Genomic DNA, 16,477 nt, shown 5'->3' with positions numbered 1-16,477 from the left:
CAGAAATCGCGCTGATCTGTTGGCGCGCGACGCTCATTTGCGAGCCGTGTCGCGCGCTGCTTCAGTGAATGGAAAACGTAAGAGGACCCGCCTGAATGTGTTGGGTCCGACACCTGTTCGAAGGCGGGCTTGTTGGCCGGGAACCGACCGCTTGCGCCGACCGGATTCGTGGTAAAAGCCGCGAAACGCACGCCAGTCAAAGCGCTGCGGGTTTCGCGCCGAATCCGCCCCCGATTGGCATGGCCTTTGCACCATCGGGTGCAGGGTCCATTCAGCCGCGCACATTGCACACGCGGCCAACCGGAGAACGATATGTCCTGCATCAAATTGAACGACCTCTCGCTGAACCTCGCGCTCGATCGCAAAGCGATGGCGGCGATTCGCGGTGGCGGCGGCGCGCCATGGATCTATGGCTGGATTCAGCCATACGTGCCGCAAACGCCTAGCATTGGGCCGGTGGTCAATCTGTACGAGGTCTCCAACAACTTCTATGCTAACCAGATGATCAACCAGTTCCAGTCGGTCGACGTACGCAACACCGGCGCGAACGCGACCCTCACCGTGTCTCCAGACGCACGCAACCGAAACCAGATGGTGTAGCCGTTGTGACCTGCGAGAGCCAATTTCGCTGGACGTCGTCCGCGCGTTCCGACACGGGACGGGTCCGCGAAATCAACGAAGATGCCTGCCTCAACGAGCCCGAGGCGGGACGCTGGGCTGTCGCCGATGGGATGGGCGGTCACGCGGTCGGCGACGTTGCGAGCCGCACCGTGATCGACGCGTTGACTCAACTGGCAGCGCCGCACGGCCTCAGAATGCTGATCGCCGATGTACGCGCGCGTCTGCAATTCGCGAACCGTCAATTGCGCGATGAAGCCGCGCGCCGCCAGGTGCAGCGCATCGGCAGCACCGTGGTCGTGCTGCTTGCCTGCGATCGCTTCTGCGGCTACGTGTGGGCCGGCGACAGCCGCATCTACCTATACCGCGACGGACAGTTGCGGCAACTGACGCGCGATCACAGCCAGGTCGAGGAGCTGCGCTCGCTCGGCGTCATCACCGACGAAGAGGCACGCAATCATCCGGCGCAACATATGATCACGCGCGCGGTCGGCGCAACGGATCTGCTCGAACTCGACGACGACGCGATCGAGGTCGCCGACGGCGACGTGTTCCTGTTGTGCAGCGACGGTCTGAGCAACGAACTGAGCGACGACGAAATCGCCGGCGTGCTGACCTCGGCGGAGCGCGAAAACGCTTGTTGCGAACTGGTCGACCTCGCGCTCGCGCGCGGCGGACGCGACAACATCACGGCAGTGGTCGTCGAAGCGCAAGACCCGAATGCGGCGGACAAGACCTTGCTGAATCCGGCGCCTTGATAGTCTTCAGGCACGCGTTTCAGCGAGCCTTCAGTGGTTCTTCAGTGGTCCTCCACTCAGCCTTCGTCGTCTTCGTCATCGCGCTCGTTCGTACCGTTTTTCGTGGGCGGCGCATTGCGATTGCGGAAATCCTTCGAGTGCAGGCCATGCTTTTTCAGCAGCATCTGCAAGTGCGAGCGATTCATATCGATGCGCCGCGCCAACTCGGCGACCGTTCCGCTGACTTCACGCAGTCCGCGTTCGAGAAACGCTTTCTCGGCGTCGTCGCTGGCCGCCCGCTTCGCGTCGCTCAACGACATCAGATTCGCGACACTGATCGGCTGCTCGCCGCTCGCCTGCGCGCCCTCCGCCTGCGCCGCCGCTGAACCGGGTGCGGCTGGTCGCATATCGAGCGGCAAGTGCTCGACGTCGGCCATATCAGCAGCCAGACATGAGATGCGATACATCACGTTGCGCAATTCGCGGATATTGCCCGGATATGCGTAGCTCAACAGAAAGTCGCGCAATCGCGGCGTCAATCTGACCGGCCGGCGTTTCAGCGTGCCCGCCGCCTCGTCGCCGAACCACGCAATCAGCAACGGAATTTCGTCGCGCCGTTCGCGCAGCGGCGGCAGCGTCACGTGAATCACGCTGAGCCGGTAGAACAGATCCTCGCGAAAACGTCCTTCCTCGCTGAGCTTGCGCAGATTGCGATTGGTCGCCGCGACGATGCGCGTATCGACCGCGATCGTTTCGTCGGAACCGACGCGTTGAATCTCGTGCGCTTCGAGCACGCGCAGCAGCTTGACCTGGCCCGCGAGCGGCAACTCGCCGATTTCGTCGAGAAAGATCGTGCCCGTGTGCGCGCTTTCGAATTTGCCCTTGCGGTCGTTCGACGCGCCGGTAAATGCGCCCTTGCGATGCCCGAAAAGCTCCGATTCCAGCAGATTGTCCGGAATCGCGCCGCAGTTCACCGAAATGAACGGCTTGTCCGCACGCGCGCCATTCGCGTGAATCACTTTCGCCATCAGCTCCTTGCCGGTGCCGCTCTCTCCGTCTATCAACACCGGCAAATCGGTCGGCGCGGCTTTTTCCGCGATTTCGAGCGATTCGAGCAGCCGCGGATTGTCGCCGAACGTGCCCTCGAAAATAAAGCTCCGTTCGAGCAGCGCCTTGCGGCGCGCTCCACGCGATTGCTCCGCGCTCGTCTGCGGCTCGCCCGCGGTGGCCGCCTGCACGAAGCGCTCCTTATGCGAAAGCTGCATCACTTCGTCGCGCAACGACGTGGCCTGCCTGAGCAGCTTGTCGATATCGGCGCGTTCGAGCCGCGACGACCAGCGCAACGTGGAGCGCAGGATCTCGATCCGCTCGATCAGTCCCGCGTACGATATCGCGGGACTCGCCTCTTCAATCTGGTCGAGTATCTTCATCATGATGCACTCAACTGTTTCTGCACGAGCTGATAGTACATGCCGCCGCGCTGGATCAGCTCCTCGTGACGGCCCTGTTCGACGATCGCGCCTTCATACAGCACGAGAATCTTGTCCGCGCGCATGATCGTGCTGAGCCGATGCGCGATGATCACCGCCGTGCGGCCCTTCAGGATGTCGTGCATATTGCCGAGAATATTGCTTTCCGATTGCGAGTCGAGCGCCGATGTCGCCTCGTCGAATACGAGCAGACGCGGATCGTGATACAACGCGCGCGCAATGCACAGCCGCTGGATCTGACCGCCCGACAAGCCGATGCCGCGCTCGCCGACGACCTGCTCATAGCCGAGCGGCATCTTGCTGATGAAGCCATGCGCGTCGGCCATTTTCGCGACCTCCTCGATGCGCCGGCGGTCCGGCGCGTCGTCGCCGCTCGCGATGTTCTCGGCTATCGTGCCCGAGAACAGCAGGTTGCTCTGCATCACGTAGCCGATTTGCGCGCGGAAATAAGCCTTGTCGATCACGCCGGAGTCGTAACCGTCGATGGTGATTTTCCCTTCGCTCGGCTGATAGAACCCCACCAGCAGCTTCGCGAGCGTGGTTTTGCCCGAGCCGCTGCGCCCGACGATCGCAACCAGTTCACCGGGCTTGATATCGAAGCTGATGTTCTCGAGCACATAAGCGGAATCCTCTTCGCCATAGCGGAAATAGACGCCTTGCAGACTGATTTCGCCCTGTAGTTCCGGCAGCATGACGCGGGAAGGCAGATCCTGCGGCTTCTGTTCGGGCTCGATATCGAGCACATCGCCGAGCCGTTCCATTGCGACACCCGCATCGTTGAGCATGCTCCACAAGCCGACGAGACCCATCAGCGGACTCAATACGCTGCCCATGAATGCATTGAACGCGATCAGCTGCCCGATCGTCAATTCGCGCGCGAGTACCAGATTCGCGCCGACCCAAAGAATCGCGATCGTCGTGGCCGCATTCAGCAATTGACTGCCAAAGCTGACCAGAATATTGAATGCGTGCGCGCGATACTGCAATTCGAGCGCCTTCGCGTATTTCTTTTCCCAGCGCAAGCGCACCGGCCGCTCGATGCCCATGCCCTTGACCGTCTCGACGCCGGAGAGCGCCTCCATCAGGAACGACTTCGCCTCGGTCGATGCCGTAAACACCTCGCGCGCGTAGCCCTTGATCTTCGGTGTCGCGATCACCGTGAGTCCCATGATCGGAATCACGAAAGCGATCAACACCAGCGTCATCTTCACGTTGTACACGAACATGATCGTGAAGTAGATGAAGATCATCAGCAGATTCAGCGCGGTCGTCACGGTGGATTCGGTCAGAAACGCGCGGATCGTCTGGTTCTCCTGAAAGCGCGCGAAGATATCGCCGGTCTTGCGCTTTGCGAAGAATGAGAACGGCAGCGACAACGTATGCTTGAAGAACTGCGACATCATCGCGAAATCCATGTTGCGGACCATGAAGTTCGCAAGATACGCGCGTATCGTCGACATCAGCTGTGTAAAGACGCTGGAGATGATGAGCCCGCCGATCAGCATATGCAGCAGACTGACGTTCTGATGCACGATCACGCCGTCGAGAATGTTCTGAATGATCAACGGTGGAATCACGCCGAGCACCTGGATCACGAAGGTCGCCAGGAACAGATAGCCGAGTATCTTGCGGTATGGCTTCAGGTATCCGACAAAACGAATCCACGGCGAGCGTTCGGCCGACATCTGCAACAGTTGCGATCCGCCGGTAAACAATAGGCAGGTGCCGCTCCAGCCGCGTTCGAAATCTTCGACGCTCAGCTTTCTGAAACCGAGTGCCGGGTCCGCCACCCAGACATACTCTTTCGAAAGCCCGTACACGATCACATAGTGGTAGCCCTCCCAATGCACGATGAACGGCAGATCGAAGCCGCGCAGCGAATCGAACGTGCATTGCACGCCGCGCGTCGTGAAGCCGAGCGACTCGCCCGCGCGCGCGAGGCTGTCGAGCGTCGCACCCTGCGTCGTCACGTTCGCGAGTTCGCGCAGTTTGCCGAGCGTCATCGGAATGCCGTAATGGCGGCAGATCATCGCGAGACACGCGGCGCCGCAATCCATTTCCTCGGCCTGCTCGACGAGCGCGAAACGCCGGATGATCTTCTCGCCGAGTTCCGGCCTGCTCTGCAGGTCGAGCATCAACGGCAGCTTGCGCCGCTGTTCGAGCCGCTTTTGGCGCTGCAATTCGCGGTCGCCGTAGCGGATGCGCTCGTCGAGTACTTCGCGCAGTTTCGGATTGCGTTCGAGAATGAAATGGACGGTGCGCTCGGGGATCACCAGCAGCCGCGTGTCGGTGGTCGCAACCACCGATGCCGTCTGTTCCTGGCGCATCAGGCACGCCTTCTCGCCGAAAATTTCGCCTTCGCCGAGCGTCGCGAGCGTGTAGTCGTGACCCTCCTCGTGCCGCACGATGCGCACCTGGCCTTGCCGCACCACATAAAGCCGCCTGTCCTCGCGGCCGTCCTGTTTCAGAATCTCCTTGCCGGCAGCCACTCTTTTTGCGCCGACGCTGCGCACGTACTCTTCGAGTTCCGCCTTGTTCAGCTTGCCGCGCAGGTCGAACAGTTGCGCGACGAAGCCGCCGGCCGAATTGATCGCAACATAGCTGGCGACGAACGCCAGCGCGGCGGCGTTGGCCGCCATCACCGGTTCGATCGCGCTGCGCGGAATGAACAGCACTTCGGTCTTGCCGGACGACCGTACCGACGCTTCGTGAACGTACGAGCGCAACATCGCAATGTCGGCAAAGATCTCCCCCGACTTGCGCACGCCCATGCTGGTTTCCTTGCCGTGCTCCTCGGTAAAGATACGCACCGTGCCCGAGCGGATCACAAAGAGACCATCGGCCACTTCGCCAGCCGAGCACACCGTTTCGCCGAACGAATAGAACTTTGCCTGCGCGTATTCGGCAAGCCGCTCCAACTCGTCGCGCGAGAATGGCGACAGGATCTCCACCGAAGCGAGAAATTCGGCGGTGGAGGGCGCGGATGGCGCGGTCTGGGGGGCGTCCATGTATCGGTGAGCCTCGCTTTATCGGGCGCTAGTCGGGTACTAGCGCGCTTCGATCACGTGTTCCTGGGCGCGGGCGATCAGCCAGCTTTCGCGCAGCAAACGGCGGATTTCGGTCGCCACGTCGGCATCGAGCGTGGCCGGATATTTGGCCGTCACCGCGAAGATCTCGAAACACGAACGGTCCGCTGACGGAAACGGTCCAAGCAGATCGCCGACCGCCGCATTGAAGATCTTCGCCTCGATATCGGGCTTCAGCGAACCGCGCAGTACCTTGCCGATCACGCCGCCGGACTCGCGCGTATCGGCAATCGAATGCTCGCGCGCCATCTCGGCGAAGGCGTCGGGGTCGTCGTGCAGGTACGAGATCATTTCCTTCGCCTTGCCTTCGCTATCGAGCACGATATGGCTGACTTCGATCGCGTCGAACTTCGGTGAATTCAACGCGAAGTAATCACGGATCGCCGCGTCGTTACCGATGTCGTCGAGCATCTTCTCCTGATAGAGCCCGTCGGTAATGAACGCCTCGAATTCGTCGAGGCTCACGTGCAGCGCGTCGAGATAATGATTCATGTCAGCCGCGCGATGCAGCCCGCGCACGCGGCGAAACTGGTCCGCGCGCTGCTGGATCTCATCGGCACTGACGGTTAGGCCCTGCTTTTTCGCCGCATGGACGGTAAGCTTGTCGCGCACGATCTGCTCGATCAGGCTCTCGAACTGGCCGGTCAGTTTCAGAAGACGAATGAACTCGTCCACGTTCACGACTTCATCATCGATACGCACTATCGCGGTCATTTGTTCTGCTCCTTCCTGGGATGTTTGATTCGCGCGCTCAACCCGCCACCTCTCTGAACGGATCGAGACCGAGGTCGATCAGGCGCCGCTCGCGCACGACGATTTCCGCATTGGCGGTCATGCCGTAACGCAGTGGGTAACGCGTGCCGGCCACCTGGTAGTAATCCTTGTCGAGCGTGACGCGGCCCTCGTAGACCGGTTGCTTGTCCTGCGCGGACGGCTTCGTGGCCGGCGAGATATACGCGAGAGTGCCGCTGATCAATCCGTAGCGCTGGTAAGGAAACGCGTTGAACTTCAATTTGACCGGCAGGCCCACGTGCAGAAAGGCGCGGTCGTGTTCGGAGATTTCGATCTTCAGCACGGGCCGCGCGTCTTTTGGCGCAATGCCGCCGAGCGGCGCATTCGCCTGAATCTTGTCGCCGCGCTGCGTCGACGTGACGTCGGTAATCACGCCGGAAACCGGCGCCAGAATCAGCAGAAAATTGTCTTTATCGATGTTCTCGAAGCGCACGCGCGCGGCGGCATCGGCTTCCAGACGCGCGCTTTGCAATTGCACGCGCAGTTTGTCTTCCGCATCGGTGACGTCGCGCACCGCCTGATCGTATTGCAGCTGCAGATCGGTGCTTTGCTGCCCGCTCGTCGCGAGTTGCGCATTCGCCTGCGCGTATTCATGGCTCAGGCGAAAGTCCAGCTCGGCCAGCTTCGACTGCGCGACACGGAAGGCGTTATCCGCTTCGAGCGCGGCCGTGCGTTTCTGCTCGACCTGCAATTCGGCGATGCCTCCGCCGCCCGGCTGCGCGAACAGCCGCGAATAGCGATCGAGTTCCTGGTTCGCCGCTTCGCGCGCGCGGCGCGCATTATCGAGCGAGCTGCGCGCTTCGTCGAGCTCGGCCTTCTGCCCTTCGGCAAGTTTGGTCGTGCCTTCCGAAAGGCGATTCTCGTGCAGACGCTCCTCGACTTCGAGTTGCGCCTTCAACGACGCAGCCTTGCGTTCCATCAACGCCTTTTTCTCCGGAAACTGCTTCCATTCGCGTTCGGCGTCTTCGAGTTTCAGTTGCGCCTGTAACGCGTTGCTCGCAGCTTCGATCGCGCCGCGCGCATTGAGCCGCGCGAGCACGTCGCCTTTCGACACCGGCTGCCCCTCGGCGATATACAGATCCGCGAGCTCGCCGTCGATCGGCGTATAGATGCGTCGCACCTCCGATTCCGGCGACAACGTGCCGGGCGCACTGACGATCACATCCGCGCGGCCGACGAACGACCACAGCAGGCCCGACACGACGAGCGCCACCATCGCCCAGATCAGCGCGCGCGCAATCCGCACCGGCTCGGACGTGAGGATCGCGATGCCTTCGACGCTATGATCTTCGAGCGCCTCCGACAACGGTCTAGGGTGAGGATCGCGTTTCACTCTGATCGCCTCCAATCAACGCGAGCTTCGCTTTCAGGAGCCCAGGGTCCAGCACCATGCGCAACTCGGTCAACGAGCGGCGCTGCAAACTCGCTTCGGCGTCGATATCCGCGAGCAGGCGATCGAAGTCGGCGGGATGATCGGCCATCAGCTGCGTATAGATGCGCATGCCCTGCCGTGCCGCCGTCTGCGCGTCGCTAAGCAGGCGCGCCTCGCTGCGAAAGCCCGGCGATATGCCGGCTTCGAGCCGCTGCGTGCCGCCGATCGGGCCGTTCGCGCGGTACTCTTTCCACAGGCTTTGCGCGCGCAGCAACAGATCCTGCGCACGCGAGAGGGCATTGTCATGCAACGCGGCGACGTCTTTCTGGATCGCCTGCACGAACCACGCGTCGGTTCGCGGATCGAGGCTCGCGTAGAACGACAGCAGACGCTGGTCGTAGTCTTTGCCGCCACGCGTTTTCTGCAGATCGTTGTATTGATCGGCTAGCGCCTTCTTGTGCGCCGCTTCGGCAGCGAGCACGTCGGACCATGGGCTCGCCGGCATCGACTGCAATTCGCTGAGCGCCTGCTGCGCGTCGCCGCGCTGCCACGCGGCATCAACCGCGTCCTGACGTTGAACGATGTCCGCCGACGGCAAACGCGTCGCCGCAAGCTGCTGGTATTGCGCCTGGAAAGGCGGCGTGCTGAAGCGCGCCGTTTTCATCATCGCGAGCAACGACGTCAATTGGCGGCTCAATGCGGCATTCAGCAACGCGGTGTATTGGCGCAAATCGTCGCGCACTCTGTCGAGCCCCGCGAGCCGTGGGTAGCGCTGTGCGTAGTCGTCGAATACCGGCGGCAGCGCGTCGGGTTTGTCGCGCGAGAGTTCGGTTTGGATCACGCCATTGAGCCGATCTATCGCGGCGACGTACACGGAATCGTCGCTTTCGAGCTTGCGCAGATGGCTCAGCGTGTGCGCGTAGGGCTCCGCGAAGGCCGGCACGTAGCTCGCAATCCGGTCGAGCGCGCGCTGATGACTCGTCGCGTCGTCGTCCCAGCGGTGCAGCAGACCGTTGATCGTCGCTTCGTCCGTATACATGCGGATCGGCGCGTCCACGCCGCCGCGCGCCGCGACGAAGCGTTCGAGATCGCCGACCCACTGCAATTCGCCGACCAGCGACGTGGCATCGGAGTCCGTCGCGCTCAACGCCCGCATGTTCTTCAGCAGCGCGTCGGCCTGGTCGAACTGCGCTTTTTGCACGGCTTCGATCCACCCCGGCAAGTTCGCTTTCAGCAACGCCTCGCTGGCGAGCGCGCTGATCCTGGTGTCCGCCGGGTGCGTGGCCAGATAGCCGCGTGCCATCGTCAGGGCGTTCGAGTAGTCACCGTTCGCGAGCAGGCTCTTCAACTCGCGTTCCGATGAACCGTGCAGATAGAGGCCCACTCCAAGCGCAACCACGAGCGCAACACCCGCGCCGCCCCATGCCGCCGCGCGCCGCACATTGGTGCGCTCGCCGTCCGCTAACGCCTTGTGGAGTTCGCCGGCGACCATCTTCCAGCGACGCGGCTTACTTCGTCCCGCGGGTTTGCCTTTGCCGCTTCTTTCATTCGCGCCGTCTTTCGTGTCGGCAGGGTGTACCGCCTGCGCGCCCTTTGCGGCTTGCGCGCCGCTTGCCGCCCCCGCTCCATCGCGCTTCGCGCGCGCGGAGCCCGATTGCGCCGCCTCGTTCACTTCGTCTTCGCGTTGCAGTGCCGGATCGACGCAAAAGATGTCGAGAAACGAATGCGCCGCGCCGACGAAGGTCGTCTTGTCGGCATCGGCGGCACTGTCGGCAGCGGGGCGAAGAGAGAACTGGGTCACGGTGGGTTCGGTGTCGGCGGAGTTCTGTAGCGACACCCTGTAGACGAAGTGGTCGCCGCCAAATGCAACGACATCTCCGTCCACCAGCGCAAGCGCCGATTCGCCGATCCGCTGGCCGTTCACGAACGTGCCGTTAGTGCTGCCGAGGTCCTCGACATAGAGCTGGCCGCCCTTCAGAAACAGGTGCGCATGGCGCCGCGAAATGTAATTGACCTGGTGCGGATAACGGTCTTTGTAGCGCGAGAAGATCTCGTCCGTTTTGCTGACCAGGAACGGAAACGCCAGCACGTCGACCGGTTGCAGACCCAGATCGTCGCGCTGCGGCACCAGCAATAGATGAGTGAGGGGAGAAGCGCTGGCGCCCGTGACGACGCGCGCGCGCGGCTCGATGCCGACGCGATAGCACAGTTCACCGCCAAAGCAGAGTTCATCGCCGCCGCGCACGCGCGCGGGAGTTTGCCGCACCGCGATGCCGTTGACCGTCGTGCCGTTCTTGCTGCCGAGATCGGCGACGTAAATCGCGCCATGCTCGATGAAAAGGCGCGCATGCCGGCGCGACAGACCGGCGGTCCATTGCGCGGGATAGTCGTTGAACGGCGCTTCACTGCGGCCGACCGCGAACAGGTTGTCGACGATGCGAATGGCATCGAGCGCGGGGCGCTGCGCGCACGCAACCGGCGACAACACCACGTCGAAAGCAGCGTCCGCTGTCGTGCGCATTTCAGCAATCGGAGCTTCGCCGGTGGCCATTTTCTCTGGATCGCTTAAGCGTTTACCTGCCGCGGCAGGAACGCGGGGCGAACTGGACAAAGAACGACGGCCCAACGATATTGTCGCGAAGAGCCACGCAAACGCTGACCCCTAAAGGATTTTAAGTCACGCATCGAGAGTGTCAATTTGGATATGGCCGGATGAGAAGACAGCGGATAAGTCGTCAACCGACGAAATACCCGCGTGGTACGCCAACTCGTGGATTCGCTCAATGCTTCGTTACTTTTCTTTGGCCTGCGCCTGCACGTCGACACCTGGCCATCCACCGCCGAGCGCCTTATAAAGCGTTACCGTATCGGACAGAATCAATTGGTGGTTTTCCAGCAACGCCTGTTGCGCCTGCAGCAGGGTCCGCTCGTCTTCGAACACCTCGAGTTGTGACACGACGCCAAGGTGCAGTTGCGACTGGATCTGATCCGCCACGATCTGCAAGCGCGCCACCTGCTGCTGCAATTCCTCATGCTGCGCCTTATGCGCACTCAGATTGACGAGCGCGTTCTCCACTTCCTCGAACGCTCCCATCACGGCCACCCGATATTGCTGTTCGGCGACTTTCGATTGCGCCTCGGTCACCTTCACATGAGCGCGCACGCCCGGATCGAACAGCGGAAAATTGATGCTCGGCATCAGGCCGAACGTGAACGACTTCAGCAGCTGGTTGAGCGCATAACTTGCCGTGCCGCCCTGAGCGGTCAGGCCGATGCTCGGCAATTGCGCGAGCTTCGACTGACCGACGAGGTCATAGGCTTCGAGCACCCTGAATTCGGCTGCCACCACGTCGGGGCGGCGCGACAGCAATTGCGCGGGCAAACCATCGGGCACGCCCGGCAATTTCACGCGCTCCTGCAAATGGCCCTGCGGCACGTGGAACTCGCCGGCCGGCACGCCGAGCAACGTGCACAGTGCGTTGTCCGAGACTGCCCGCGAGCGGCGCAGATCGTAAAGATCGTTGGTCAGGCGGTTGATCTCCGCCTGCTGGCGCAACACCTGCGTTTGCGGCACGATCCCGTTGCGCGCCTGGCCTTCGTAGATCGTCAGGATTTGCTTGTTGGTGGCGATGGTCTTTTGCTGCTGGGCGATCTGGTCGTCGAATTGCAGGATCTGGAAATAGGTACTGGCCACGTTCGCGACGAGTTCGAGATACCCCGCGCGCCAATCCGCTTCGGTCGCGTGGAATTCGGCCTTTTGCGCCTGCACGCCTTTTTCGACCTTGCCCCAGATGTCGATGTCCCAGTTCACCTGCAGCGCGAGGTTGTAGGTCCTCGTCAAAGGCTGGCCGGTCGTCTTCGAATAGTCGGCGCCCGCACCGAGGTCCGCCGTCGGTAATGCGGCCGCGCCCGTCTCGCTGATCTGCGTGTGCGCGACTTCGATACGCGCGGCTAGCACCCGGATATCGAAGTTGCCGTCGATAGCCTTGTCGATCAGCGTATCCAGATACGGGTCCTGGAAGCCCTTCCACCAGTCGCGCTCGATCGTCTCCGCGGCCGATACCGGCGCGCCCTGGCGATCCGACCATGATGTCTTGGCCGGCGTGTCCGGGCGTTGATAAGCCGGCATCCTGACGTCGACGCAGGCACTCAACGCCAATGCGCACATCGTTGCGGCGCCGAGGCCGCACAGCACGCGGCCGATGCGGCGCGGCGCCGTGGCTGCGGCGCAAACCCGCTGAAGGTCCGGCGAATCACACGACGAACCGAACGATGAATCGGGCGATGCTGACACGGTTGTCTCCAGTTGCACCCGCCTGTTTCGCGCGAGATGGCCGGTTTTTTGAGGCCGAGCCGCGTCCGCGCGGCTTCAGCGATGAAGCGGCGGAAATCTCGATGCGGGGAGCGGCGGATACGCGAAGGATGCGTGGAAAGGACGATTGAATGAATGGTCTTTTTGAGCGACGCGGCTACGGGCGCGCGCTCACGCGGCCGCTCGGGCCGCGCGTGCGAGCGCCGCTCACTTCACGTTGTTGACGTTGCTCGAGTACACGGTCGGTTCGATGTAGGTCGACGTACCGCTGACCAGCGCCGAGTTGTTGCCGTTCGCGCTCTGGATGTTCATTTCCGTGTTGATCGACTGCGTCGTGCAGATGTTCTTGATGCTGGTCGGCGCATAGACGGGCGCATAGCTGAGGTATGACGGCATCGGGCAGTAGTAGCTGTTGCCGCCGCGCACGGCGCTCATCGCCTTGCTGTCGAGTTGTTCGGTGTTGGACAGGTCCTTGATCATCAGCGTGTTCATGGCAAAACTCCTGGGAAAGGGAAAGCGCATCGTGGTGCGTCGGGTTCGAGCAACTTGTCTGCTCGGGCGCTACTGATGCATGGGCCATGCCAGGAGTGCTTCGCTTTCGTTATCCGGGTCATGATGGCCTTGCCGTAAAGGCCTGGAAGAACGCACCCGCCGTGGCGTCGCTACCGACCGGCGGAGCGGGGCTCGCGAATGGTGGATCGCAGCCAACAGCGCACGCGGCATTGTTGGCTGCATGATGACAGTCAGCGCGCGATCACCGTGATCTTCTTCGAATACACCGGCGGGTTATGCGGCATATGCATGTCGTCGCCCATCAACAGCTGCAACGTATGCCTGCCCGGCGGCAATGAAATCATCGTTTCCGTTTCGCCCGCGCCGAAATGCAGATGGTGGCGATCCGAGGGTATCTCCTGATCCAGCGGCGGCAGCTCGCTATCGATCAGAAGATGGTGGTGGCCGGTGTTCGGGTACTTCACGCCTTTCGGCGCGACGCCCATGAAGCGCAGGCCGAACCACACGCGAAACGGCTTATTGGCGGGCACCACCTGGCCATCGTTCGGATAGCCGATATACGCGTATGCGCTGGGCGGCGACGGCGTCGCTGCCCACCCACCCTGCGGCGCTGTCGATGCCGTCAGCGCCACCGCGACGAATGCCACGGCCGCAATGATCTTGTTCATCAGGACTCTCCGTTCCGGCTGGACCAGTTCGAACCACGGATCGCGTTAGTCTTTTAGCACAGTGATGGTGATCTTCTTCGAATACACCGGCGGGTTGTGCGGCACGTGATGATGGTCGCCGAGAATCAGCTGAAGCGTGTGCTTGCCGGGCGGCAACTCGATGCGCGCGTCGGTTTCGCCCGCGCCGAAATGCAGGTGCTGGCGGTCCGATGGAATCTCCTGGTCGAGCGCGGGCAAATCCGTGTCGATCAGCAGATGATGGTGGCCGGTATTCGGAAACGCGATGCCCTTCGGACACACGCCCATATTGCGCAGCCCCATGCGCACCCACAGCTTGCCGCCGTGAATCACCGCGCCATCCGACGGCCAGATGATGTACTCCTCAGCCCCCGGCGGTGACGCCGTCTGCTCGGCGCGCGCGACGCCGCCCGTTCCTATGCCGATGCACACCGCGACGAGCGTCGCGCACACCGCCGCGCGCAATCCGCCGCAATGCGCTTGTGCCGGATCACGTCTGCCGAAGAGAGAGGAAACACGGGTTCTTCGCATAGCGCACTCTCCCGAACAGGAGTCATGGCTGGGCCCGGCTATCGATGGCCATCCGGGTGTTCGAGCGGCTTGTCGCGGATTGAAACCGGTAGACAGCCACCTAGTTAAAACGGCCGTGTGAGGTGACTTTGTGAATCAGCTTAGAACTTAACTTGCTAAAAAGATACGCAATGCTCGTTAACCGTATGACGCGTTCAGGACTCCCGGACAGTTATGACGCGAAGCGCGTGCTATCGTTAATAATGAGCGCGGACAGCGCGATCGTGGTGCGCGAATGCCTGAATTCTGTCCGGTACAAACAGGATAAAACGATGTGGCGACGATTCCTGCTGGTGTGCGTGGTTGGGGCAATCCAGGCGCAGTGGGACGGCGCCGGTGCCGCGACGCAACGCGAATTCATCGAGCCGAGTGCGGCTTCGATGACGAGTGAACCGGGGCGGCCGGCGGATACCGCTCTGCTCCTTTCACCCTTTGCTTCGTCACGCGAGGACACCCATTCGCGGCGTATCGCGCTCGTGATAGGAAATGGCGAATACGGCGACGCCACTAACCCGATCCGCGCCAACGCGCCGCGCGACGCCGAATCGATCGGCGCTGCACTCCGGGCGCGTGGCTTCGAAGTCATCACGCGCACGAATGCGACGCCGCCGCAAATGCGCGCGGCGATCGACGAATTTCAACGACGTTTGAAGACAGGCGATATCGGGCTGTTCTATTTCGCCGGACACGGCATGCAGGTAGCCGGACAAACGCTGCTGTTGCCGGCGGGACTCGATGCTCGAGCCGATAACCGCGCACCGGTGTCGCTGCTGAATAACGGCGTCGAACTGAATACCGTCTTGCATGCGATGCAATCCGCTCGCGCCGGCCGGCTCAATCTGCTGATTCTCGATACCTGCCTCGACAATCCATTTAGGCCCGCCGAGATTGCGATCGACCAACCGACGCTCGCTGCCAACACCGTGATTGCCTACGCAACCGCGCCCGGTGGTTTCGCGGCGGACGGTCCGCGGCATGGCGTCTACACCGGTGCGTTGCTGCAAGCGCTCGATGATGCCGACGCATCGTCCCGATCGCTCGCCGCGCTGTTCCGACAAGTCGCCACCGAGGTGCGCGCCGCCACTCGCGGAGTGCAGCAGCCGTGGCTCTCCGTAGCGCGTACTTCCATTCCCACCAGTGGCGAACGCACTATCGCGTCGTGGATTACGTCGGACGATCACGCCGTAATACCGCGCAGTCGCGGCATCATGCCGAAGGAAAGCGGCGAACAATACGAAATCACGTTCTGGGAGTCGATCAAGGACAGCAACTACCCAGCCGATTACGAGGCTTATCTGAAGGCCTATCCAAATGGGCGCTTCGCCACACTCGCGCATGCGCGTATCGATCGATTGCGCGCGGCGGCATCGACTCCGGCGGTGAGTGGTGCGCAACCAGCCCCGCCCGCGGCGCAGAGCGGGCATGTCGCGCCACCCGCACCACCTGCCCAGGTCGCGCATCCCGCGGCGCAAGCGAGCGCGGCCGCGCCACCACCGCGCCCCGCTGCCGCGCCAGCGCCGACGCCGCCCGCCACGGCCGCCGCTGCGCCCTTCGCCGAAAAGACCGTCGCCCATCCGCCGACCGCCGGTGAAATCCGCGACTGCGCCGCCTGTCCGATCATGGTCGCCGTACCCGCCGGCTCGTTCGCAATGGGCAGCAATACCGACGACCCGTCGGAAAAGCCCGTGCATCGCGTGAGCATCGGCGCACCCTTCGCGATCGGCAAATTTCCGGTGACGGTCGAGCAATGGAATGCGTGCGTCGCCGCCGGCGCATGCCAGAAGCTGACCCCGGAGAGCAATAGCATCAAGACCGCACCCGCGCGCGATCTGAGTTGGGACGACGCGCAGCAGTACGTCAAATGGCTCGCCAAAACCACCGGCAAACCGTACCGTCTGCCGACCGAAGCCGAATGGGAATACGCGGATCGCGCCGGCACCACGACCGCGTACTGGTGGGGCGATCAGATGCGCAAGGGCAACGCCAATTGCAAGGACTGCGGCGACCCGTGGCACAAGGAAGGACCGGAAAACGTCGGCACGTTCGCCGCGAATCCGCTGGGTCTGTACGACATGAACGGCGGCGTCTGGGAGTGGACCGCCGACTGCTGGCACAACTCCTATCAGGGCGCACCCGCCGACGGCCACGCGTGGGACACGCCCGGCTGCGAGATGCGCGCGATACGCGGCGGCTCATGGCGCGAAGGCGGCGACTACATGCTCAGCGCGACGCGCTTCAAATACAGCGCGGGCGTGCGTCAATCGCAGAACGGTTTTCGCGTCGTCAAGGATTTGCGCTGAG

12 protein-coding genes are annotated in these 16,477 nt (G+C 62.4%); 3 read left to right on the top strand and 9 right to left on the bottom strand.

From position 1 onward, the window contains the following. The first annotated feature begins 312 nt into the window (after positions 1-312). Positions 313-600: a hypothetical protein gene (locus tag AB3X96_RS18835; protein WP_176106799.1), complete on the top strand. Its 288-nt coding sequence runs from the start codon at positions 313-315 to the stop codon at positions 598-600. A 5-nt stretch (positions 601-605) separates the two neighbouring features. Further along, positions 606-1,376: a PP2C family serine/threonine-protein phosphatase gene (locus tag AB3X96_RS18830; protein ID WP_368590870.1), complete on the top strand. Its 771-nt coding sequence runs from the start codon at positions 606-608 to the stop codon at positions 1,374-1,376. A 56-nt stretch (positions 1,377-1,432) separates the two neighbouring features. Here AB3X96_RS18830 and AB3X96_RS18825 read toward each other — a convergent pair whose 3' ends face one another. From AB3X96_RS18825 to AB3X96_RS18785, 9 genes are all read right to left on the bottom strand, one after another. After that, complete coding sequence (locus AB3X96_RS18825) at positions 1,433-2,788, bottom strand: sigma-54 interaction domain-containing protein (RefSeq protein ID WP_368590869.1); 1,356 nt, start codon at positions 2,786-2,788, stop codon at positions 1,433-1,435. Further along, entirely contained in the window at positions 2,785-5,853 is a 3,069-nt protein-coding gene (locus AB3X96_RS18820) for a peptidase domain-containing ABC transporter (protein ID WP_368590868.1), read from the bottom strand. Before AB3X96_RS18820 ends, AB3X96_RS18825 begins: the two co-directional genes overlap by 4 nt. A 39-nt stretch (positions 5,854-5,892) precedes the next feature. After that, complete coding sequence (locus tag AB3X96_RS18815) at positions 5,893-6,645, bottom strand: peptidylprolyl isomerase (protein ID WP_368590867.1); 753 nt, start codon at positions 6,643-6,645, stop codon at positions 5,893-5,895. 37 nt (positions 6,646-6,682) lie between these two features. Next, complete coding sequence (locus AB3X96_RS18810) at positions 6,683-8,056, bottom strand: HlyD family efflux transporter periplasmic adaptor subunit (RefSeq protein ID WP_368590866.1); 1,374 nt, start codon at positions 8,054-8,056, stop codon at positions 6,683-6,685. Further along, positions 8,034-10,646 (bottom strand): FHA domain-containing protein, encoded by a 2,613-nt coding sequence (locus AB3X96_RS18805; protein ID WP_368590865.1) that lies wholly within the window; start codon positions 10,644-10,646, stop codon positions 8,034-8,036. Before AB3X96_RS18805 ends, AB3X96_RS18810 begins: the two co-directional genes overlap by 23 nt. 240 nt (positions 10,647-10,886) lie before the next feature. Continuing rightward, positions 10,887-12,263: an efflux transporter outer membrane subunit gene (locus tag AB3X96_RS18800; protein ID WP_217710050.1), complete on the bottom strand. Its 1,377-nt coding sequence runs from the start codon at positions 12,261-12,263 to the stop codon at positions 10,887-10,889. Between the two features lie 351 nt (positions 12,264-12,614). Next, complete coding sequence (locus tag AB3X96_RS18795; protein ID WP_368590864.1) at positions 12,615-12,899, bottom strand: hypothetical protein; 285 nt, start codon at positions 12,897-12,899, stop codon at positions 12,615-12,617. A gap of 251 nt (positions 12,900-13,150) precedes the next feature. Next, the gene (locus AB3X96_RS18790) at positions 13,151-13,588 is read right to left on the bottom strand and encodes a DUF4399 domain-containing protein (RefSeq protein WP_368590863.1); all 438 of its coding nucleotides are present in this window, start codon (positions 13,586-13,588) and stop codon (positions 13,151-13,153) included. Positions 13,589-13,633: 45 nt separating this feature from the next. After that, positions 13,634-14,137, bottom strand: coding sequence for a DUF4399 domain-containing protein (locus AB3X96_RS18785; RefSeq protein WP_246391943.1), 504 nt, complete (start codon positions 14,135-14,137; stop codon positions 13,634-13,636). A 311-nt stretch (positions 14,138-14,448) separates the two neighbouring features. Here AB3X96_RS18785 and AB3X96_RS18780 point away from each other — a divergent pair, with 311 nt between their 5' ends. Beyond that, the gene (locus tag AB3X96_RS18780) at positions 14,449-16,476 is read left to right on the top strand and encodes an SUMF1/EgtB/PvdO family nonheme iron enzyme (protein ID WP_368590862.1); all 2,028 of its coding nucleotides are present in this window, start codon (positions 14,449-14,451) and stop codon (positions 16,474-16,476) included. The last annotated feature ends 1 nt before the right edge of the window (position 16,477 follow it).

This window comes from Paraburkholderia sp. BR13439 (genome assembly GCF_040948805.1).
GTDB lineage: Bacteria > Pseudomonadota > Gammaproteobacteria > Burkholderiales > Burkholderiaceae > Paraburkholderia > Paraburkholderia youngii.
Note: the sequence above shows the minus strand (reverse complement) of the source record. Positions and strands in the feature narration are given on the sequence as shown.